The 19,988-nt window shown below is 65.4% G+C and carries 16 protein-coding genes and 1 pseudogene; 15 read left to right on the plus strand and 2 right to left on the minus strand.

Annotated elements, in window-relative coordinates:
* Positions 1-7 precede the first annotated feature (7 nt).
* Positions 8-910 (plus strand): LysR family transcriptional regulator, encoded by a 903-nt coding sequence (locus F3J44_RS01030; protein WP_167270070.1) that lies wholly within the window; start codon positions 8-10, stop codon positions 908-910.
* Between the two features lie 6 nt (positions 911-916).
* On the opposite strand, the gene F3J44_RS01035 is transcribed toward F3J44_RS01030, so the two are convergent.
* Positions 917-1,564 carry a TetR/AcrR family transcriptional regulator gene (locus F3J44_RS01035; RefSeq protein WP_167270072.1) on the minus strand — a complete coding sequence of 216 codons (648 nt, stop codon included), beginning with the start codon at positions 1,562-1,564 and terminating at the stop codon, positions 917-919.
* A gap of 84 nt (positions 1,565-1,648) precedes the next feature.
* Here F3J44_RS01035 and F3J44_RS01040 point away from each other — a divergent pair, with 84 nt between their 5' ends.
* The 9 genes from F3J44_RS01040 (at position 1,649) to F3J44_RS01080 (ending at position 13,720) form a co-directional block, all read left to right on the plus strand.
* Positions 1,649-2,398 (plus strand): SDR family oxidoreductase, encoded by a 750-nt coding sequence (locus F3J44_RS01040; protein ID WP_167062267.1) that lies wholly within the window; start codon positions 1,649-1,651, stop codon positions 2,396-2,398.
* The gene (locus tag F3J44_RS01045; RefSeq protein ID WP_167270074.1) at positions 2,391-3,146 is read left to right on the plus strand and encodes an SDR family oxidoreductase; all 756 of its coding nucleotides are present in this window, start codon (positions 2,391-2,393) and stop codon (positions 3,144-3,146) included. Before F3J44_RS01040 ends, F3J44_RS01045 begins: the two co-directional genes overlap by 8 nt.
* Before the next feature lie 210 nt (positions 3,147-3,356).
* A complete protein-coding gene (locus tag F3J44_RS01050; RefSeq protein WP_167270076.1) occupies positions 3,357-5,432 on the plus strand; it encodes a hydantoinase/oxoprolinase family protein in 2,076 nt (691 codons plus the stop codon).
* Between the two features lie 22 nt (positions 5,433-5,454).
* The gene (locus F3J44_RS01055; RefSeq protein WP_167270078.1) at positions 5,455-7,119 is read left to right on the plus strand and encodes a hydantoinase B/oxoprolinase family protein; all 1,665 of its coding nucleotides are present in this window, start codon (positions 5,455-5,457) and stop codon (positions 7,117-7,119) included.
* A gap of 3 nt (positions 7,120-7,122) precedes the next feature.
* Positions 7,123-8,325, plus strand: a complete 1,203-nt coding sequence (locus F3J44_RS01060; RefSeq protein WP_167270080.1) for a pyridoxal phosphate-dependent aminotransferase — start codon at positions 7,123-7,125, stop codon at positions 8,323-8,325.
* A 27-nt stretch (positions 8,326-8,352) separates the two neighbouring features.
* A complete protein-coding gene (locus F3J44_RS01065) occupies positions 8,353-9,165 on the plus strand; it encodes an NAD(P)-dependent oxidoreductase (RefSeq protein WP_167270082.1) in 813 nt (270 codons plus the stop codon).
* A gap of 135 nt (positions 9,166-9,300) precedes the next feature.
* On the plus strand, positions 9,301-10,497 hold the full coding sequence (locus tag F3J44_RS01070; protein ID WP_167062249.1) for an FAD-binding oxidoreductase: 1,197 nt from the start codon (positions 9,301-9,303) through the stop codon (positions 10,495-10,497).
* Positions 10,498-10,522: 25 nt separating this feature from the next.
* Positions 10,523-12,208, plus strand: a complete 1,686-nt coding sequence (locus F3J44_RS01075; protein ID WP_167270084.1) for a thiamine pyrophosphate-binding protein — start codon at positions 10,523-10,525, stop codon at positions 12,206-12,208.
* Between the two features lie 63 nt (positions 12,209-12,271).
* A complete protein-coding gene (locus F3J44_RS01080; RefSeq protein ID WP_167270086.1) occupies positions 12,272-13,720 on the plus strand; it encodes an NAD-dependent succinate-semialdehyde dehydrogenase in 1,449 nt (482 codons plus the stop codon).
* 116 nt (positions 13,721-13,836) lie between these two features.
* Here F3J44_RS01080 and F3J44_RS01085 read toward each other — a convergent pair whose 3' ends face one another.
* Positions 13,837-14,562, minus strand: coding sequence for a FadR/GntR family transcriptional regulator (locus F3J44_RS01085; protein WP_167062240.1), 726 nt, complete (start codon positions 14,560-14,562; stop codon positions 13,837-13,839).
* Positions 14,563-14,895: 333 nt separating this feature from the next.
* On the opposite strand from F3J44_RS01085, the gene F3J44_RS01090 reads away from it, so the two are divergent.
* The 5 genes and pseudogenes from F3J44_RS01090 to F3J44_RS01110 all read left to right on the plus strand — a co-directional run bounded on the left by F3J44_RS01090 (position 14,896) and on the right by F3J44_RS01110 (position 19,848).
* A complete protein-coding gene (locus tag F3J44_RS01090; protein WP_205299612.1) occupies positions 14,896-16,044 on the plus strand; it encodes a branched-chain amino acid ABC transporter substrate-binding protein in 1,149 nt (382 codons plus the stop codon).
* 178 nt (positions 16,045-16,222) lie between these two features.
* Entirely contained in the window at positions 16,223-17,113 is an 891-nt protein-coding gene (locus F3J44_RS01095) for a branched-chain amino acid ABC transporter permease (protein ID WP_370526694.1), read from the plus strand.
* A gap of 88 nt (positions 17,114-17,201) precedes the next feature.
* Positions 17,202-18,233 (plus strand): annotated as a pseudogene (locus F3J44_RS01100) (ABC transporter ATP-binding protein); the annotation flags it as partial.
* 128 nt (positions 18,234-18,361) lie between these two features.
* The gene (locus tag F3J44_RS01105; protein ID WP_167062231.1) at positions 18,362-19,135 is read left to right on the plus strand and encodes an ABC transporter ATP-binding protein; all 774 of its coding nucleotides are present in this window, start codon (positions 18,362-18,364) and stop codon (positions 19,133-19,135) included.
* Entirely contained in the window at positions 19,132-19,848 is a 717-nt protein-coding gene (locus F3J44_RS01110; RefSeq protein ID WP_167062229.1) for an ABC transporter ATP-binding protein, read from the plus strand. The genes F3J44_RS01105 and F3J44_RS01110 overlap by 4 nt, the downstream gene beginning before the upstream one ends.
* The last annotated feature ends 140 nt before the right edge of the window (positions 19,849-19,988 follow it).

A 19,988-nucleotide genomic window follows, 5' to 3' on the forward strand; every position in this document is an offset into this window, starting at 1 on the left:
ATCGATCATGGACCTGCGCGACCTGACCTACTTCGAAACCATCGCCGAGCTTGGCCACTTGGGCCGCGCTGCGGAAAAGCTCAACCGCAGCCAGCCGGCACTGACCAAGAGCATCCAGCGCCTGGAGGAGTCCCTGGGCACCCGCCTGTTCCAGCGCGACGGCCGGCGCATCAAGCTGACCGAAGTCGGCAAGCTGCTGCTGGCGCGGGGCAAGCAACTGCAACTGAACATCGCCGAAACCGAGCGCGAGGTGCGCGACTTCGCCAATGGTCTGGTGGGCAATATCCGCCTGGGCTGTGCGGCGAGCATGGCCGAGCACCTGCTGCCGCACCTGACCGCAGCGTTGCTGGAGCGGGCGCCGGAGGTCACCCTGAAGCTGTCCATCGCCCAGGACGACGTGCTCAAGGAATCGCTGCGTGCTGGCCGGCTGGATGTGATCATCTCACCGCAGATCACCGCTGAACCCGGCTTCACCGCCTACCCCATCCTCGAAGACGAGGCGATCGTGGTGGCCAGCGCCGAGCACCCGATATTCGCCGGGCCCATCACCCTGCAGGGCCTCTGCCAGTACCGCTGGGTGCTGGCCGGGCCGACGGTGACCGCGCGGCGCTGGATCGACAACGTATTTATCGCCAACCACCTGCCAACGCCCCAGGTGCAGGTGGAAACCAATGCCATTTCCCTGCTGCCACGGTTGATCGCGCGCACCCGGCTACTGAGTTTCGCGGCGCGGGAAACCCTGGCCTACGGCTTGGGCAGGTCCTGGTTGCGTGAGGTGCCGCTGGCGCAAACCACCATGCGCCGTACCGTCTCGGTGCTGGTGCGCACGGAGGGCTACCTGTCGCCGGCGGCAGGGGCGCTGGTGGACTTGCTGAAGGAAAAAGGCCAGCGCTTTTTCGAAGACAACTGAAAACCCTCAGGCACCGTGGGCGCGCCCGTGCAGGGGCGCCGACTCGAGAATGCCTCGGATAAAGCGCAGCAGCATGGGCGCGGCCTGTTCCCAGCGCCGGCTGGCCATGCCCCACAAGGTGTGCCCCGACAGCAGCGACAGAATGGCATCGGCAACATCGTTGGCCCACGGGTGCGGCCCCGTCAGCTGTGCCCCACAATCGGCCGCGACGATACCGCTCAGCAGGCTGCGATAAGCCCGTTTCAACTCATCGATATGCTCAGCCTGTTCCTCACTGAGGTTCACCGCCTCGCGGGTGACCAGGGTCAGGCGCTCTGGGGCGCCCTGGCTGTAGGCGACGAACACTTCGACGAAGGCGCTCAGGCGTTGTTCGGAAGTGGCCTGGCGGCGCAGCTGGGTGCGGGTTTCGTACAACAGGTCGGTCAGGGTCGACTCGATCAGCTCGTAAAGCAGGCCCTGCTTGCTGTCGATATGGTGGTACAGCGAGCCTGCGCGCAGGCCCAGGTGGTTGGCCAGGTCGCGCAGGCTGATGGCTTGGTAGCCATGCCGGGCGAACAGCATGCTGGCCGCGTCGAGCAGGCGGTCGCGGGCATCGGGCGGGGCGACCCTCGGAGCGTCCATCGGGGCTGCGAGCGTGCGGCTGGAGGCGGGCATGGCGATACCTGTCGGCGATTTGATGTTTGACCAAATGTAAGACAACAGGCATCTTACGTAAAGACTCAATCGTGGAGGTGTTGTGTGGACAAGCAAACGGTAGTGATCGTAGGTGGTGCCTCGGGTCTGGGCCTGGAAACAGCCCGGCTGATGGTCAAGCGCGGCGCAGGCAAGATTGGCCTGATCGACCGAAATGAGCAATTGTTGGTACAAGCGGCCGAGGAACTGCGCGGCCAGGGTGTGGAGGTGGCCATCGCGGTCGGCGACATCGCCCGCAAGGACACCGCCCATGCCGCATTCGGTGAAATCGTCAGCGCCCTGGGCCGGGTGCATTGCCTGGTCAACAGCGCGGCGATCTACCCGCGCAAGGACATCTTCGAGATCAACGACGAAGAGTGGGACCTGGAAAACGCGGTCAACATCAAGGGCACCTACCACATGATGGTCGCCGCTGTGCGCCACATGCAGCAGTACGTTGCCGCGCCAGCGGTAACCGGGCGCATCGTCAACGTCACCTCGGTGGACGCCTTCAAGGCCCACCCGCAGAACGCCCACTACGCCGCTACCAAGGCCGCGGTGGTGAGCCTGACCAAATCCTTCGCCCAGGCCTGTGCCAAGGACCAGATCCTGGTCAACTCGGTGGCCCCGGCCGGCTTTGCCACCGAGCGGGCCAAGCAACTGGGCTTCCTCGGTGAACTGGCGGCCGCCAACCCACTGGGCCGCGCCGCCGAGCCTGCGGAAATCGCCGAATGGATCGTGATGATGGGCAGCAGCCGCAACAGCTACGCCACCGGTGAAAACGTGATTGTCAGCGGGGGCTACATCTATGCGTGAAGCGGCATTCCCCGAGGGCTACCAGCGCGCGCTGGTGACCGGGGCCACCAGCGGAATCGGCAAGGCCATCGTGCTGGCGCTGCGCGATGCCGGGCTGCAGATCATCGCCGTTGGCCGTAGCCAGGAGGCGCTGGCGGAGCTGGCCCGCGAGCCTGGCGTGAGCACCCTGCAGGCCGATGTGCGCGACTACGCTTCACTGGCGGCGGCACTGGACGGCCAGGCCGTGGACGTGCTGGTCAACAACGCCGGCATCCTCTCCACCCGCGCAGCGTTCCAGGACATCGACGAGGCCGAGATCGACAATATGCTCGATATCAACCTCAAGGCGCCGCTGCACCTGACGCGCCAGGTGCTGCCGGGCATGCTCGGGCGGGGCAGGGGGCACCTGTTCTTCATCGGCTCCAGCGCCGGCCGCGCGCCGCACCCGGGGGCAGCCGTGTATGGCGCTTCCAAGGCTGGGGTCAGCCTGTTTTGCGATGCCTTGCGCTGCGACCTCCTGGGCAGCGGCGTGCGGGTGACCGAGATCGCCCCAGGCAGGGTGCAAACCCAGCTGTACAAGGCCGCCATGGGCATGCAGGCGGCGGGCAGCGAGCTGTATGACGGTTATGAATCGATCCAGCCCCAGGACATTGCCGAGCTGTTGCTGGCGGCGCTGAAAATGCCGCGGCAGGTGGATGTTTCGCGGCTGGAAGTGTTCCCCACGGCGCAGGCGGTGGGTGGTGGGCGGATGGTGAAAACCGGCGGTTGATGGGTTGCCTGTGCTGGCCTCTTCGCGGGGCAAGCCCGCTCCTACAACGCGTCCGCCTGTAGGAGCGGGCTTGCCCCGCGAAGAGGCCGGTGCGGCAAACACAGATTTAAGCAAACAGGTGCTTGACCACCTGTAAGACAACATATAACTTACATGAAGACCGCTTCAGCAGGGTCGAGACAACTACAAAGCATTGCAGGGGATATGACGATGACTGCGACATCATGCCGGGTCGGCGTGGACATAGGCGGGACCTTCACCGATATCGCGCTGGACGTGAACGGCGTGCTGCATTCGACCAAGATCCTGACCGACTACGAGCTGCCTGAGCGGGCCATCCTCACCGGCGTACGCCAGGTGGTGGAGCAGGCCGGCCTCAAGCTCTCGAACATCGACCAGCTGATCCACGGCACCACCCTGGCGACCAACGCCCTGATCGAGCGCCGCGGCGCGCGCACCGCCTTCATTACCACCGAAGGCTTTCGCGACACCCTGGAAATGCGCACCGAGAACCGCTTCGAGCAGTACGACATCAACATCGCCCTGCCGCCGCCGCTGATCGACCGCGAACACCGCTACACCCTGTGCGAACGCCTGGACGTCAAGGGCCAGGTACTGATCGCCCCACAGCAGGCCGACATCGACGCACTGATCGAGCGCATCGCCGAAGGCAATTACGAAAGCGTCGCCATCGGCTTCATCCACAGCTACGTCAACGGTGCCCACGAGCGCCAACTGCGCGATGCCCTGCAGGCACGCCTGCCGCAGCTGTCGATTTCGATTTCCAGCGAAGTCTCGCCGCAAATGCGCGAGTTCGAACGCTTCAACACCGTGTGTGCCAACGCCTACGTCAAGCCACTGATCAAGTCCTACCTGGACCGCCTGGTGGTCACCCTGAAAAACGAAGGCGCCGATTGCCCGGTGTTCATGATTCACTCCGGCGGCGGCATCATCTCGGTGCAGAGCGCTGCCGAGTTCCCGGTGCGCCTGGTGGAATCGGGCCCGGCCGGTGGCGCCATCTTCGCCGCCGACATCGCCCGCCGCTACGCCCTGGAAAACGTGCTGTCGTTCGACATGGGCGGCACCACGGCGAAAATCTGCCTGATCGAAGACCAGGTGCCGAAAACCGCCAAAACCTTCGAAGTGGCGCGCACCTACCGCTTCAAGAAGGGCAGCGGCATGCCAATTTCCATCCCGGTGGTGGAAATGGTCGAGATCGGCGCCGGTGGCGGTTCCATCGCCAGCATCGACAGCATGCGCCAGATCCGCGTCGGCCCGCACAGCGCCGCCTCTGAACCGGGCCCGGCCTGCTATGGCCGTGGCGGCCTGGAGCCGACCATCACCGACGCCAACCTGCTGCTCGGTCGCCTGGACGCCGACAACTTCGCCGGCGGCGCCCTGCGCCTGTCCACCGACAGTGCCGCCAACGCCATGGCCCGGGTCATCGGCCAACCGCTGGGCCTGCAGGCCGACACCGCCGCCTTCGGCGTGTGTGAAGTGGTCGACGAGAACATGGCCAACGCTGGCCGCGTGCACGCGGTGGAAAGCGGCAAGGACATCGCCGACTACACCATGATCACCTTCGGCGGCGGCGGCCCGCTGCACGCGGCGCGCCTGTGCGAGAAGATGGGTGTGTCACGCTTCATCGTCCCGGCCGGTGCCGGTGTGGGTTCGGCCATCGGCTTCCTGCGCGCGCCGTTCGGCTACGAAGCCGTGCGCAGCTCGTTCGTGCGCCTGTCCGAGTTCGATGCCACGCGCATCAATGGCCTGATTGCGGAAATGAAAGCCGAATCGCTGGGCTTCCTGCGCCAGGGCATGCCCGAGGGCGAGCCGGAAATGGACTGCACGGCGTTCATGCGTTATGTCGGCCAGGGCTGGGAAATTCCCGTGGCACTGCCGTTCAAGGCCTTCAGCGCGGCAGACACCGCCCAGTTCAAGGCGCTGTTCGAAGAGGCCTACACGCGCTTCTTCGGCCGCCCCATCGACGGCCCGGACATCGAGATCGTCAGCTGGTCGGTCAAGGCCAGTTCGCCGCTGCCACCGGTGGCACGCATCGAGGAAGTGGGCGCCGCCTACCGTGCCCATGAAGTCGCCCGCCGCCAGGTGTTCGACGTGGCCGCCGGTGGTTTCGTCGACGCCGCCATCCACCCGCGCGAAGAGCTGCAGGTGGGGGCCCGAGTCGATGGCCCGGCGATCATCGTCGAGCGCGAAACCTCGACCTTCGTCACCTCCAATTTCACCGCCACGGTCCAGCCAGACGGCTGCCTGCTGGTCGTGCGTCGCTAACGCCTGATTCGGAAGCCAGAACATGAGCGATACCCTGATCGACATTCAAATGCAGGTGATGTGGAACCGCCTGGTTTCGGTGGTCGAGGAACAGGCCCTGACCCTGATCCGCACCGCCTTCTCCACCAGCGTGCGCGAGGCAGGCGACCTGTCGGCCGGCGTTTTCGACCGGGCCGGCAACATGCTCGCCCAGGCAGTCACCGGCACCCCGGGCCACGTCAACACCATGGCCGAGGCGGTGGTGCACTTCATCAACGACATCGGTGAAGAGAACATCTTCGAAGGTGACGTGTACGTCACCAACGACCCGTGGAAGGGCACCGGCCACCTGCACGACATCACCATCGTTTCGCCGTCGTTCTACAAGGGCCGGCTGATTGGCTACTTCGCCAGTACCGCCCACGTGGTCGACATCGGCGGCCGCGGCTTCGGCCCGGATGCCCGCGAGGTGTACGAAGAAGGCCTGTTCATCCCGATCATGAAACTGTTCGAGCGCGGCAAGGTCAACCGCGACCTGATCAACATCCTGCGCAACAACGTGCGTGAAAATGACCGGGTGGTGGGCGACTTCTACGCGCTGTCGGCCTGCAACGAAACCGGCCACAAGCGCCTGCTCGACATGCTCGAAGAGTTCCAGCTCGATGACCTGGACCACATCGGTGGCTTCATTCTTGAGCACAGCCGCCGCGCCACCCTGGAGTGCTTCAAGTCGCTGCCGCACGGCACCTACAGCAACAGCATGACCCTCGATGGCTACGACGTGCCGGTGACCCTGGCGGTGACCCTGACCGTGGGCCCCGACGGCATCAAGAGCGACTTCACCGGCACCTCGGGCATGAGCCAGTTCGGCATCAACGTGCCGCTGGGCTACGCCAAGGCCTATGCCTGCTATGGCCTCAAGTGCATCGTGGCGCCGGAAATTCCCAACAACACCGCGTCCCTGGCACCGTTCGAAGTTACCGCGCCAGAGGGCTGCATCCTCAACGCCAAGCACCCGGCGCCGGTGTCGGTGCGCCACGTGCTCGGCCACTTCGTGCCCGACCTGGTGCTCGGCGCGCTGCACAAGTGCCTGCCTGGCAAGGTGCCGGCCGAAGGTGCCAGCGCCCTGTGGAACCTGCACTTGAGCGTGCGCCCGCTGGAAAGCAACCCGAAAGGCCGCAACGCCGAAATGCTGATGTTCAACAGCGGCGGCATGGGCGCCCGTTCGGCGATGGATGGCCTGAGCGCCACCGCGTTCCCAAGCGGTGTGCACACCATGCCGGTGGAAGCCACCGAGCATGCCGGCCCCGTGGTGGTGTGGCGCAAGGAGCTGCGTGAAGGTTCCGGCGGTGCCGGCCAGCTGCGCGGCGGCCTGGGCCAGGAAATTGAAGTGTCGGCGGCCGAGGGCTACAGCTTCCGCTTCAGCGCCATGTTCGACCGCATCCAGTACCCGGCCCGTGGCCTGGCAGGCGGCCAGCAAGGTGCTGAAGGTTTCGTTGGCCTCGATGACGGCACCTTGCTGCGCGGTAAAGGCCAGCAGTTCGTTCCGGCCGAGCGCCGCCTGGTGCTGCGCCTGCCCGGTGGCGGCGGTTACGGCGACCCGCGCCAGCGCGACCGCCAGCAGGTCGAGCGCGACCTGCGCTACGGCTACATCAGCGCCGAACAGGCACGTGACGACTACGGCTTCGATACCGCCCAGGAGCGTTGAGCGATGGATATCCAGAGCAGCCGCGTGCGCGCGGTAAAAAGCTCGCCGAGCATGGCTGTGTCGGTGCTGGCCAAGCAGATGCTGGCCAAGGGTGAGCCGGTGATCAACCTCGCGTTGGGTGAGCCGGACTACAACGTCCCGGCCCACGTCATCGAGGCTGCCCACCAGGCGATGCTGGCCGGTAACAACCACTACACCGCGCCCAACGGCATGGAGAGCCTGCGCCAGGCGATCGTCGACAAGTTCGCCCGGGAAAACGACCTGGCCTATGGCCTGGACGAAATCTGCGTAGGCAACGGCGCCAAGCAACTGCTGTTCAACGCCTTCCTGGCCACCCTGGAAGCAGGCGATGAAGTGGTCACCCCGGCGCCGTACTGGGTGTCGTACACCGACATGGCGATGCTCAATGGCGGTGTGCCGGTGGTGATTCCTTGCGGCGCCGAACAGGGCTTCAAGGTCACCCCCGAGCAGTTGGAAGCGGCCATCACCCCGCGTACGCGCTGGGTGATGCTGAACTCGCCGAACAACCCGAGCGGGGCGATCTTCACCCGAGACGAGTTCGCCGCACTGGGCAAGGTGCTGGAGCGCCACCCCAAGGTGCTGGTGATTTCCGACGAGATCTACGAGCACATCGTGCTCGGCGACCAGCCGTTCGTGTCGTTCGTCAGCGCGTGCCCGCAACTGCGCGAGCGCACCTTGCTGATCAACGGCGTGTCCAAGGCCTACGCCATGACCGGCTACCGCCTGGGTTACGCGGCAGGGCCCAAAGACCTGATCGTGGCCATGAACAAGACCCAGTCGCAAACCACCACCTGCCCGTCGAGCATTTCCCAGCTGGCGGCAGTGGCGGCGCTGAATGGCCCGCAGGACTTCGTGCGTGACGCCAACCGCGAGTACCAGGCCCGAGGCGACCTGGTGGTGCGTGGCCTGGCACAAATCCCGGGGCTGAAGCTGGCGATGCCCCAAGGTGCGTTCTATGCCTTCCCCGAGGTCAGCGCCTACATTGGCAAGCGCACCCCGGACGGCCAGGTGATCAACAACGACACCGAACTCTCGGCCTACCTGCTGCGCGTTGGCAAGGTGGCCACGGTGCCGGGCTCGGCGTTTGGCGTGGAGCCCTATGTGCGGCTGTCCTTCGCCACTTCGCGCCAGGAACTGGAACAAGCGTTGGGCCAGCTGCGCGATGCGTTCGCGCAACTGGCCTGACCACGACGATCTGAACAGAGGTAAACCATGAGCAAGCCTTTCAAACGCCTGCTGATCACCGGCGCCGCAGGCCGCCTGGGCAGCGTGCTGCGCAAGCACCTGGCGCAATTTGCCGATGAGCTGCGCCTGACCGACATCGCCGACCTGGGCCATGCCGCGCCCCACGAAGAACTGGTGCGCTGCGACCTGGGCAACTTCGACGACGTACTGCCACTGACCGAGGGCGTCGACGCCATCGTGCATGCCGGTGGCGTGCCGGTTGAGGACACCTTCGACAAGATCCTCAACGGCAACATCGTCGGCACCTACAACATCTACGAGGCGGCCCGGCGCAATGGCGTCAAGCGCGTGGTGTACACCAGCTCCAACCACGCCATTGGCTTCTACGACCGCACCGAAACCATCGACGCCAGCGCCGCGCACCGCCCTGACAGCCTGTACGGCGTCAGCAAGTGCTTTGCCGAGGACCTGGGCCGCTACTACTGGGACAAGTTCGCCATCGAGTCGGTGAACCTGCGCATCGGCTCGTCGTTCCCCGAGCCACTGGACCGGCGCATGCTCGCCACCTGGCTGTCGTTCGACGACTTCGCCCAGCTCACCGAGCGCTCGCTGCTGGCGCCTCGCGTCGGCCACATGATCGTCTACGGCATGTCCAACAACCGCGAAAGCCTGTGGGACAACCGCCTGGCCTCGTCGATCGGCTACGTGCCGAAGGACAGTGCCGACGACTACCGCGAGAAGGTGCTCGCCGAGCACCCGCCGCTCAAGCCCGACGAGCCGGCCGCACGCTACCACGGCGGCAACTTCGCCGGCGCCGGCCACTTCGAAGACCCCAAGTAACCAGAGGATTCCTGTAGGAGCGGGCTTGCCCCGCGAACACCGGCGAAGCCGGTGCCAGGCACCGCGTCGCATGCTTCGCGGGGCAAGCCCGCTCCTACAGGGGGCCCTGCTATCTCCAGAAAGAGAGCTCATTCCATGGCTTCCACCGCAAAACAACAGAATTACGATGTGGTGATCGTCGGCGGCGCCGTCAACGGCAGCTCCACCGCCTATTTCCTGGCCAACAACCCCGACTTCAAAGGCTCGGTACTGGTCATCGAGCGTGACTGGACCTACAACAAGTCGGCCACCGCGCTGTCGAGCAGTTCGATCCGCCAGCAGTTCTCCAACCCGATCAACATCGAGATTTCCAAGTTCGGCGCCGATTTCGTGCGCAACTTCCCCGACCTGATGGAAGTGGATGGCGACCGCCCGGACCTGGCCTTCCACGAGAACGGCTACCTGTTCCTCGGTGACGACAAGGGCTTCGACGTGCTGCGCCGCCTGCACGATACCCAGGTGTCCCACGGTGCCGACGTGCACCTGCTGGACCCCGAGCAACTGCAGCGCAAGTTCCCCTGGGTGAACATCGACAGCCTCGCCGGTGCCAGCTACGGCCAAACCGGCGAAGGTTGGTTCGACAGCCTCGGCATGCTCAACGGCTTCCGCCGCAAGGCCCGTTCCATGGGCATCGAGTATATCGAGAACCAAGTGGTTGGCATCGACCGCCAGGGCGACCGCATCACCGGCGTACAGCTGGCCAGTGGTGAGCGCATCGGCTGCGGCCTGCTGGTCAACTGCGCCGGTACCCGTGGCACCCAGGTGGCGCGCATGGCTGGCCTCGACATCCCGGTCGAGCCACGCCGCCGCTCGCTGTTCGTATTCGACTGCCGCACCCCGCTGGAAGGCACCGTGCCGCTGACCATCGACCCAACCGGCGTGTTCTTCCGCCCCGAGGGCAAGTTCTACCTGGGCGGTACCTACCCGAAAAACGACCCGGAAGTGGACTTCGAAGACTTCGAAGTGCTGCACGACGAGTTCGACGAAGAGGTGTGGCCGATTCTGGCCGAGCGCGTGCCGGCGTTCGAAGGCATCAAAGTGGTCAACTACTGGGCCGGGCACTACGACTTCTGCGTGCTCGACCACAACGCCATCGTCGGCCCGCACAACGAGGTGAGCAACTTCCTGTTCTGCAACGGCTTCAGCGGCCATGGCCTGCAGCAGGCGCCGGCCATCGGCCGCGGCCTGTCCGAGCTGATTACCTACGGCGGCTACCGCTCGCTCGACCTGGGCGCGCTGAGCTACCAGCGGGTGATCGACAACAAACCGTTCCTGGAAGATTCGGTCATCTGAGCGCGCGGCCTGAAGGAGAACAACAATGAGCAATTCGCAAGAGAAACGCAGCGGTGGCCAGGTGCTGGTCGACGCACTGCGGGTGAATGGGGTCGAGCGTGCGTTCTGCGTGCCGGGCGAAAGCTACCTGGCGGTACTCGACGCGCTGCATGACGTGCAGGATGAAATCGACCTGATCGTCTGCCGCCAGGAGGGCGGGGCGGCCTACATGGCCGAGGCCTACGGCAAACTGACCGGCAAGCCGGGCATCTGCTTCGTCACCCGTGGCCCGGGTGCGACCAATGCCTCGGTGGGCGTGCACACCGCCTTCCAGGACTCCACGCCGATGCTGCTGTTCATCGGCCAGGTGGCCCGCGACCAGATCGAGCGCGAAGCTTTCCAGGAAGTGGACTACCGCCGCATGTTCGGCCAGATGGCCAAGTGGGTGGTACAGATCGACGACGCCGCGCGCATTCCCGAGCTGGTCAACCAGGCCTTCCAGCGCGCCATCAGCGGCCGCCCGGGCCCGGTGGTGATCGCCTTGCCCGAAGACATGCTGACCGACCTGGTGCAGGTGGCCGATGCCCGCCCGGCCAAGCGCGTGGAAGCCGCCCCCGCTCCTGAAGCCCTGGGCGAGCTGCAGCAATTGCTGGCCAAGGCCGAGCGCCCGTTGGTGGTGGCCGGCGGTGGCGGCTGGACCGCCGAAGCCGTGGCCAGCCTGAAAACCTTCGTGCACACCCAGAACCTGCCGCTGGCGGCGTCGTTCCGCTGCCAGGACCTGTTCGACAACACCGACCCGCACTATGCCGGCGACCTGGGCCTGGCGGCCGGGCCGGTGCTGGTGGAGGCCGTGCAGCAGTCCGATTTGCTGATCGTGATTGGCGCGCGCCTGGGCGAGATGACCACCGGTGGCTATGCCCTGGTCGACATCCCGACACCCAAGCAAGCCCTGGTGCACGTGCACGCCAGTGCCGAGGAAATCGGCCGCGTCTACCAGCCGACCCTGGGCATCAATGCCGGCCCCGGCAGCTTCCTGCGCCAAGCGAATATCCTTGGCCCAGTGCGCCCGCAGGCCTTCGAAGACTGGGTGGCCAAGCTCAACAGCGGCTACCGCGGCAACTTCGAAACCCCGCGTTCGCCGGGCGATGTGCAGATGAGCGAAGTGATCGCCTGGCTGAACAAGCAGCTGCCGGCCGACAGTATCCTCACCTGCGGCGCCGGCAACTACACCGGTTGGGTGCACCGCGGCTACCAACACCAGGTGTTCCGCACGCTGCTGGGCCCGACCAACGGCTCGATGGGCTATGGCGTGCCGGCGGCGGTGGCCGCCAAGCTCACCTACCCGCAGCGCACCGTGGTGGCCTTTGCTGGTGACGGTTGCTTCCTGATGAATGGCCAGGAGCTGGCCACGGCAGTGCACTACGATGCCCGGCTGATCACCATCGTGGTCAACAACGGCATGTACGGCACCATCCGCATGCACCAGGAGCGCAGCTACCCAGGCCGTGTCTCGGGCACCGAACTGCACAACCCGGACTTCGCCGCACTGGCCCGTGCCTACGGCCTGCATGGCGAAACCGTGACCCGCACCGAAGACTTCGCGGCCGCCTTCGAGCGCTGCCAGGCCGCGGGCAAGCCTGCGCTGATCGAGATCCAGGTCGACCCTGAAGCCCTGACCCCGCGCATGACCCTCAGCCAGATCCGCGACAAGGCCCTGCAGGCCAAGCGCTGATTCGCCTCAGGTGGGGCGCGGTCCGGCCCCACCTTTTTTCCTTCTTCGAACGAGCCAATCGACATGAACCTTGCCGATCACGATCTGCTGCGTGAAGTTTGCTACATCGATGGAAAATGGCTGGCGGCCGACAGCGGCCAGCGCATTGCCGTGACCAACCCGGCCACCGGCGCGGTGCTCGGCCATGTGCCGCGCATGGGCGCCGAGGAAACCCGGCGCGCCATCGCCGCTGCCGAGCGGGCGCTGCCAGCCTGGCGTGCGCTGACCGCCAAGGAACGCGCCGCACGGCTGCAGGCCTGGTTCCGCGAGATCCTGGCCCACCAGGAAGACCTGGCGCGCATCATGACCGCCGAGCAGGGCAAGCCGCTGGCCGAGTCCCGTGGCGAAATCGCCTTTGCCGCCGCCTATGTGGAGTTCTATGCCGAGGAAGGCAAGCGCATCTATGGCGATGTGATCCCTTCGCCCAGCGCCGACCGCCGGCTGATCGTCACCAAGGAGCCGATTGGCGTGTGTGCGGCGATCACCCCGTGGAACTTCCCGGCGGCGATGATCACCCGCAAGGCCGCGCCGGCCCTGGCTGCTGGCTGTACGCTGGTACTCAAGCCGGCCTCGCAAACGCCGTTCAGTGCGCTGGCCCTGTGCGTGCTGGCCGAGCGGGCGGGCATTCCGGCCGGGGTGCTGAGCGTGGTCACCGGTGATTCGGCGGCCATTGGCGGCGAGCTGACCGCAAGCCCCGTGGTGCGCAAGTTGTCGTTCACCGGCTCCACCCCCATCGGCATCCAGTTGCTGCAGCAGTCGGCGGCGACGGTGAAGAAGGTGACCATGGAACTGGGCGGCAACGCGCCCTTTATCGTGTTCGACGACGCCGACCTGGAAAAGGCCGTGGAAGGTGCGCTGATCGCCAAGTTCCGCAACAGCGGGCAAACCTGCGTGTGCGCCAACCGTTTCTATATTCAGGCGGGTATCTACGAGCGCTTCGTGGCGCGCTTTGCCGAGCGGGTGCGTGAGCTGGTGGTGGGGCAGGGCGATGCACCGGGCACCCAGGTTGGCCCGATGATCGACGGGCGCGCCGCCAGTGGCGTCGAGCGCCTGGTGGGCGAGGCGGTGGAGGCTGGGGCCCGGGTGGTGGCCGGTGGGCGCCGGCATGCGCTGGGTGAGGCGTTCTTCGAGCCGACCTTGCTGGCCGATGTAACGGCGGACATGCGCGTGGCGCGGGAGGAGATTTTCGGGCCGGTGGCGCCGATCTTCCGGTTCAGCAGCGAAGAGGAGGTGATTGCCCAGGCCAATGACACCGAGTTCGGCCTGGCCTGTTACCTGTATGCGCGGGATGTCGGGCGCATCTGGCGGGTGTCCGAGGCGCTGGAATACGGCATGGTCGGGGTCAACGTGGGCGTGGTGGCCACCGAAGTGGCGCCGTTTGGCGGGGTGAAGGCGTCCGGGCTAGGGCGCGAAGGGTCGCGCTACGGGATCGAGGATTACCTGGAGATCAAGTACGTGTGCCTTGGCCTCTGAGGTTTCCCTGAGCCTTTGATGTTGACTCTTTCGCGGGGCAAGCCCGCTCCTACAGGAGATGCATCCCCCCTGTAGGAGCGGGCTTGCCCCGCGAAAGGGCCGGCACAGGCTACCGCTCACCCCTTGGCATCAAGCAACCGCTGGTACCGCGACAAGCTCTCTTCCAAATGCTTGCGCAGCGCCGTGCGCGCACTGCTCACATCGCCCATGCTGATCGCCGACAGGATCGCCCCATGCTCGCGCCCAATCTTCTTGATATGCGCCTGGCGGTTCTTGCCCGTCACCTGCCCATGCTTGAGGTTCAGGTCGAGGATAATGTCCGGCCCCAGCGCTTCGAGCAGCTGGGTGAAGTGCGGGTTGTTGGTGGCGCGGGCAATGGCCAGGTGGAACTCGAAGTCGGCGCGCGCCTCTTCTTCCTGGCTGGCACCGTCCAGCGAGTTGAAGCGGTCGAACGCTTCGGTGATCGCCGCCATGCTCGCCGGGCTGCGGCGCTCGGCAGCGCGGGCCACCGATTCGGCCTCGATCCCCAGGCGCAGCTCAAGAATCTGCGCAGCGGCGCGCACATCGTCCACCACGCTGTCGATGGCAAAGCCAATGCGCTTGACGTCCTGTTCGACCACGAACACGCCCACGCCCTGGCGCGCGATCAGGCGCCCGCCCAGGCGCAGCGAAGCCACCGCCTCACGGATCACCGGGCGGCTGACATTGAATTCCTTGCACAGCTCCTGCTCGGACGGCAGCTTGTCGCCCGGGCCGTAGGTGCCGTTGTCGATCCGGCCGGACAGCTCCTGGATCACGGTTTCCGCCAGATTGGCGCGGCGCGTGCCTAACGACGCATTCATAGAGGTGTTGCTCCTGAAACTGATTGGCTCATCACGGTTGTTCTCCGGCAGGTTGCGCGCAGCCCGAAAGCCCATGCGGCGGGATCCGTAGCCAACCAGCGGTGATGTTGTCGGCATATGTTATCAAACATCTTACCAGGTGGTAGGACGACCCCTTTTGCTGGCGAGGATTTCGTCGGCCTTCGGAAAAATTTATTTACCGACTCCCCCAGCATACACCCATTGACAGTTGCCTGCTGACTGTTATCTTACAAGTGCGACGGCGTTCGTGCCAATTCGCAAGCGGTAAGCACAGTGTTTCGAGGTTCGTCCAATTACGACTGGGAGCTGAGCATGTATAAGAACAACGGGGGGCGTACAGCCCTCGCCACCGCGGTAACCTTGCTGATGGCCATGGGGACGGCGTACGCAGCAGACAGTGAAGTGGTGCGGATCGGCTTCGCCGGCCCGCTCACTGGGCCCTCGGCGCACCAAGGACAGGACGTCGAGCATGGCATCCAGATCGCCGTGGAAGAGGCCAACCAGCAGCAGCTGAAGATCGGCGACAAAGTGGCCGAGTTCAAGCTGGTGTCCGAGGACGACGTCGCCGACCCACGCACCGGCACCGCCGTGGCGCAGCGCCTGGTAGACTCGAAAGTGGCCGTGGTGATCGGCCATTACAACTCCGGTACCAGCATTCCCGCATCGAAAATCTACGCCGCCGCCGGCATTCCGCAGATTTCGCCCTCGGCCACCAACCCCACCCTGACCCGCCAGGGCATCGACTCGGTGTTCCGCACCGTCAACGACGACGCCACCCTGGGCCGCTACGCCGGCAACTACCTGGTCAACCAGCTCAAGGCCCAGCGCATCGCCATCTTCGATGACCGTACCGCCTACGGCCAGGGCCTGGCCGACGAGGTGACCAAGGCCGTCAAGGCTGCCGGCGGCAACGTGGTGGTGCGCGAGTACACCAACGACAAGTCCACCGACTTCAACGCCATCCTCACCACCGCCAAGGCGCAAAAGGCCGACGCCGTGTTCTTCGCCGCCCTCGACTACCAGGCCGCGCCCATGGCCAAGCAGATGAAGAACCTGGGCCTGAAGGCGCGCTTCATGAACATCGGCAACCTGCCCAACGACTCGTTCAAGCAAATGGCCGGCAGCGCTGCCGAAGGCGTGTACGCCTGGAACTACGGCACGCCACTGCTGGACATGCCCAAGGGCGCGGCCTTCGAGCAGAAGCTCAAGGACAAGTTCGGCGTGGGCGTGGTGCAGTCGTCGCCGGCTGCCTACGACGCCACCTGGGCGGCGATCAACGCCATGGTCAAGGCCGGCTCCGACGACCCCAAGGTCTACCTGCCAGTGCTCAAGCAGCAGAGCTATGACGGCGTCACCGGCACCATCGCCTTCGACGACAAGGGCAACCTGAAGAACCCGGCCGCGACCGTGTTCCAGTTCGAAGGCGGCGGCTGGAAAACCCTGTCGGTCGAGCGCGACTGAGTTTCACCCCATAACAAGCGGGCACAAGCCTGCCACATAACAAGAAGACTTTTCCCACCTGCCAGGCCTGTCGGCGTGCGGCGCTGTGCCGCCGCGCGCCGACGACAACGCAGTTTCGAGGATTCAGCGCGTGGACGGTAACTTCGATATCTTGTTGCAACAGGTCCTCAACGGCCTGGTGCTGGGCAGTATCTATGCCCTGGTAGCCCTGGGCTACACCATGGTCTACGGCATCATCGGCCTGATCAACTTCGCCCATGGCGAGGTGGTGATGGTTGGCGCGATGGTGACCATCTCGGTACTCACGATGCTCGCCGGCGCAGGCTTCGCCCCGGGCGTGCTCACCTTGCTGTTGGCCATCATGGCGGCGGCGGTGGTATGCATGCTGCTGGCCCAGGGCATGGAAAAATACGCCTATCGGCCCCTGCGCAAGGCGCCGCGGCTAACCCCGCTGATCCTGGCCATCGGCATCTCCATCGCCCTGCAGAACCTGGCGATGATGATCTGGGGGCGCGGTTACAAAACCTTCCCCGAGGTGGTCGAGGTGCAGCCGGTGGAGGTGTTCGGCGCCACCCTGACCAATGTCCAGGTGGCGATCATGCTGATTGCGGTGGTGATCATGTTCGGCCTCTGGCTGCTGGTGGACAAGACCCGCCTGGGCAAGGCCATGCGCGCCACCGCGCAAAACCAGGAAGTGGCCGGGCTGATGGGCATCAACATCAACCGGGTGATCAGCGCCACCTTCCTGATCGGCGCCAGCCTGGGCGCCATCGCCGGGGTGATGCGCGCCATCAACTACGGCCAGGCCGACGCCTACATGGGCCTGCTGCTGGGCCTCAAGGCGTTCTCCGCCGCCGTGCTCGGCGGCATCGGCAACCTGTTCGGGGCCATGGCCGGCGGCCTGCTGCTGGGGCTGATCGAGTCGCTGGCGGCGGGCTACACCGGGCAGCTCACCGGGGGCTTCCTGGGCGCCAACTACCAGGACATCTTCGCCTTCGCCGTGCTGATTCTGGTGCTGTTGCTGCGGCCAAACGGCCTGCTTGGCGAACGCCAGGCCGATCGGGCCTGAGGAGGCAGTGATGAAAAACCTCAAGACTCAGTACCTGCTGTTGATCCTCGGCTTCATCGCCTTGCCGTTTCTGGTCGAGGCCATTCCCATGCTCGGCCCGACCTGGGTGCGCATCCTTGGCTTTGCCATGCTCTACGTGCTGCTGGCGCTGGGGTTGAACATCGTCATCGGCTACGCCGGGCTGCTGGACATGGGCTACATCGGTTTCTACGCCATCGGCGCCTACCTGTACGCACTGCTGGCCTCGCCACACCTGCAACTGGCCGGCCTGCTGGACAACGTGCTCGACTGGCCCGTGTGGGTGATCATCCCCGTGGCGGCGGTGGCGGCCGCCATTTGCGGGGTGCTGATCGGCGCGCCGGTGCTCAAGCTGCGGGGCGACTACCTGGCCATCGTCACCCTGGGCTTCGGCGAGATCATCCGCATCTTCATGAACAACCTGGACCAGCCGGTGAACCTCACCAACGGCCCCCAGGGCATCAGCAACATCGCCCCGCTGCACGTCGACTTCGGCGCCTGGTCCCACGCCCCCGGCGCGGGCGCAACGCCGGTGGTGTCGCTGCAGCAGGGCTGGAGCCTGTTCGGCCTGCAGGTGTCGCCGGTCATCAGCTACTACCTGTTCTTCCTGGCCATCGTCATCCTCTGCATCGTGCTGTCCAAGCGCCTTGAAGTCTCGCGTATCGGCCGCGCCTGGATGGCCCTGCGCGAAGACGAAGTGGCCGCCGAGGCCATGGGCCTGAACAAGCGCAACCTCAAGCTGCTGGCCTTTGCCATGGGCGCCACCTTTGGCGGCGTGAGCGGGGTGCTGTTCGCCAGCTACCAGGGGTTCGTCAGCCCCGAGTCGTTCACCTTGATGGAGTCGATCATGGTGCTGGCCATGGTGGTACTCGGCGGCATGGGTTCGATCCGTGGCGTGGTGCTGGGGGCGTTGATCCTGTCGGTGATGCCTGAGTTGTTCCGCGACCTGGTCAACTGGATTCAGCCATGGGTCATGGAGCATGTCACCTTCATCGACCGCGACATCCTGCGCAACGTGCTGGATGCCTCGACCCTGCGCATGCTGGTGTTTGGTTTCGCCTTGATTCTGGTGATGCGCTTCCGCCCTGAAGGGCTGTGGCCGTCCGACCGCCGCCGCGCCGAGTTGCACGACGCCGAGGCCGAACCGCAGCCGGCAGCGCTCAGCACCAGCGTGCAGGCCCCGGCCAGCGAGGGCCCCTTCGAACTTCCGATCAAACAGGCGGACAAGGCATGAGCGACGTACTGCTTGAACTGCACCAGGTAAGCAAGTTCTTCGGCGGCCTGCAGGCCCTGCACGGCATCGACCTGAGCATCCGCCGCGGCGAAATCCGAGGCCTGCTCGGCCCCAACGGCGCCGGCAAGACCACCTTGTTCAACGTGCTCACCGGGCTGTACCAGGCCGAGCAGGGCAAAGTGGTGTTCGACGGCAAGCCGCTGCGCATCAGCAAGCCGCACAAGGTGGTGGAGGCCGGCATTTCCCGCACCTTCCAGAACATCCGCCTGTTCCACAACATGACCGCTCTGGAGAACGTGATGATCGGCCGCCACGTGCGCACCCGCAGCGGTGTGTTCGGCGCCATCCTGCGCACGCCGGCCTGTGTGCGTGAGGAACGGGAAATCCGTGAGGCCGCGCGCCACTGGCTGAACTACGTGGGCATCGCCCCGTTGGCCGGGGAGCTGGCCAAGAACCTGTCCTACGGCGACCAGCGCCGCCTGGAAATCGCCCGCGCGCTGGCCACCGAACCGCAGCTGATTGCCCTGGACGAGCCGGCCGCCGGCATGAACGCCTCGGAAACCGAGGGCCTGCGCCGGCTGATGTGCAAGATGCAGGCAGACGGCAAGACCGTGCTGTTGATCGAGCACGACGTAAAGCTGGTGATGGGGCTGTGCGACCACGTCACGGTGCTGGAATACGGGCGCAAGATCGCCGACGGCCTGCCGGCCGATGTGCGCCAGGACCCACGGGTGATCGAGGCCTATCTGGGCGCGGAGGCAGTGGCATGAAGCAGATACTGGAAGTGAACGACCTCAAGGTGGCCTATGGCGCCATCCAGGCGATCAAGGGCATCGACCTGAAAGTGGGCGAGGGCGAGATGGTGGCGTTGATCGGCGCCAACGGCGCGGGCAAAACCACCACCCTCAAGACCCTCGCCGGGCTGCTCAAGCCCAGTGCCGGGCAGATCACCTTCGACGGCAAGGCCCATGCGGCGATCAAGGGCCATGACCTGATCCGTGCTGGCCTGGCCCTGGTGCCGGAAGGGCGGGGCATCTTTCCCAAGCTCACGGTGCACGAAAACCTGGAAATGGGCGCGTTTTCCCGGCGCGATGGCAAGGAGGCGATCCTGGCCGACATCGAGCGCATGTACGCCACCTTCCCGCGCCTGAAGGAGCGCGCCTACCAGTTGGCCGGAACGATGTCGGGCGGCGAGCAGCAGATGCTGGCCATTTCCCGCGCGCTGATGGGGCGGCCCAAGTTGCTGCTGCTCGACGAGCCGTCCATGGGCCTGGCGCCGATCATCGTGCAGAAGATTTTCGAAACCATCCGCGAGGTGGTCAAGGGCGGTGTCACCCTGCTGCTGGTGGAGCAGAACGCCCGCCTGGCCCTGCAGACCTGCGACCGCGCCTATGTGATCGATGGCGGGCGCATCAGCCTGGAAGGCTGCGCCAAGACCTTGCTGGACGATGACCAGGTGAAGAAAGCCTACCTCGGCGAATGAACCATGCCCCGGCCAGTGGCCGGGGGCTTTTGCTCAAGACAATGACAAGAAGACTTGTTCAGGGTTTGCTGGCCTCTTCGCGGGGCAAGCCCGCTCCTACAGATTCCGCGGTCCCCTTGTAGGAGCGGGCTTGCCCCGCG

Origin of the sequence: Pantoea sp. Tr-811 (genome assembly GCF_011752535.1) — a bacterium.
Classification (GTDB): Bacteria; Pseudomonadota; Gammaproteobacteria; order Pseudomonadales; family Pseudomonadaceae; genus Aquipseudomonas.

Excerpts from the sequence above, each read along its gene's own strand:
- F3J44_RS01030 (WP_167270070.1), top strand. The coding sequence starts at position 8 with ATGGACCTGCGCGACCTGACCTACTTCGAAACCATCGCCGAGCTTGGC.
- F3J44_RS01035 (WP_167270072.1), bottom strand. The coding sequence starts at position 1,564 with ATGCCCGCCTCCAGCCGCACGCTCGCAGCCCCGATGGACGCTCCGAGG.
- F3J44_RS01045 (WP_167270074.1), top strand. The coding sequence starts at position 2,391 with ATGCGTGAAGCGGCATTCCCCGAGGGCTACCAGCGCGCGCTGGTGACC.
- F3J44_RS01050 (WP_167270076.1), top strand. The coding sequence starts at position 3,357 with ATGACTGCGACATCATGCCGGGTCGGCGTGGACATAGGCGGGACCTTC.
- F3J44_RS01055 (WP_167270078.1), top strand. The coding sequence starts at position 5,455 with ATGAGCGATACCCTGATCGACATTCAAATGCAGGTGATGTGGAACCGC.
- F3J44_RS01060 (WP_167270080.1), top strand. The coding sequence starts at position 7,123 with ATGGATATCCAGAGCAGCCGCGTGCGCGCGGTAAAAAGCTCGCCGAGC.
- F3J44_RS01065 (WP_167270082.1), top strand. The coding sequence starts at position 8,353 with ATGAGCAAGCCTTTCAAACGCCTGCTGATCACCGGCGCCGCAGGCCGC.
- F3J44_RS01070 (WP_167062249.1), top strand. The coding sequence starts at position 9,301 with ATGGCTTCCACCGCAAAACAACAGAATTACGATGTGGTGATCGTCGGC.
- F3J44_RS01075 (WP_167270084.1), top strand. The coding sequence starts at position 10,523 with ATGAGCAATTCGCAAGAGAAACGCAGCGGTGGCCAGGTGCTGGTCGAC.
- F3J44_RS01080 (WP_167270086.1), top strand. The coding sequence starts at position 12,272 with ATGAACCTTGCCGATCACGATCTGCTGCGTGAAGTTTGCTACATCGAT.
- F3J44_RS01085 (WP_167062240.1), bottom strand. The coding sequence starts at position 14,562 with ATGAATGCGTCGTTAGGCACGCGCCGCGCCAATCTGGCGGAAACCGTG.
- F3J44_RS01090 (WP_205299612.1), top strand. The coding sequence starts at position 14,896 with ATGTATAAGAACAACGGGGGGCGTACAGCCCTCGCCACCGCGGTAACC.
- F3J44_RS01105 (WP_167062231.1), top strand. The coding sequence starts at position 18,362 with ATGAGCGACGTACTGCTTGAACTGCACCAGGTAAGCAAGTTCTTCGGC.
- F3J44_RS01110 (WP_167062229.1), top strand. The coding sequence starts at position 19,132 with ATGAAGCAGATACTGGAAGTGAACGACCTCAAGGTGGCCTATGGCGCC.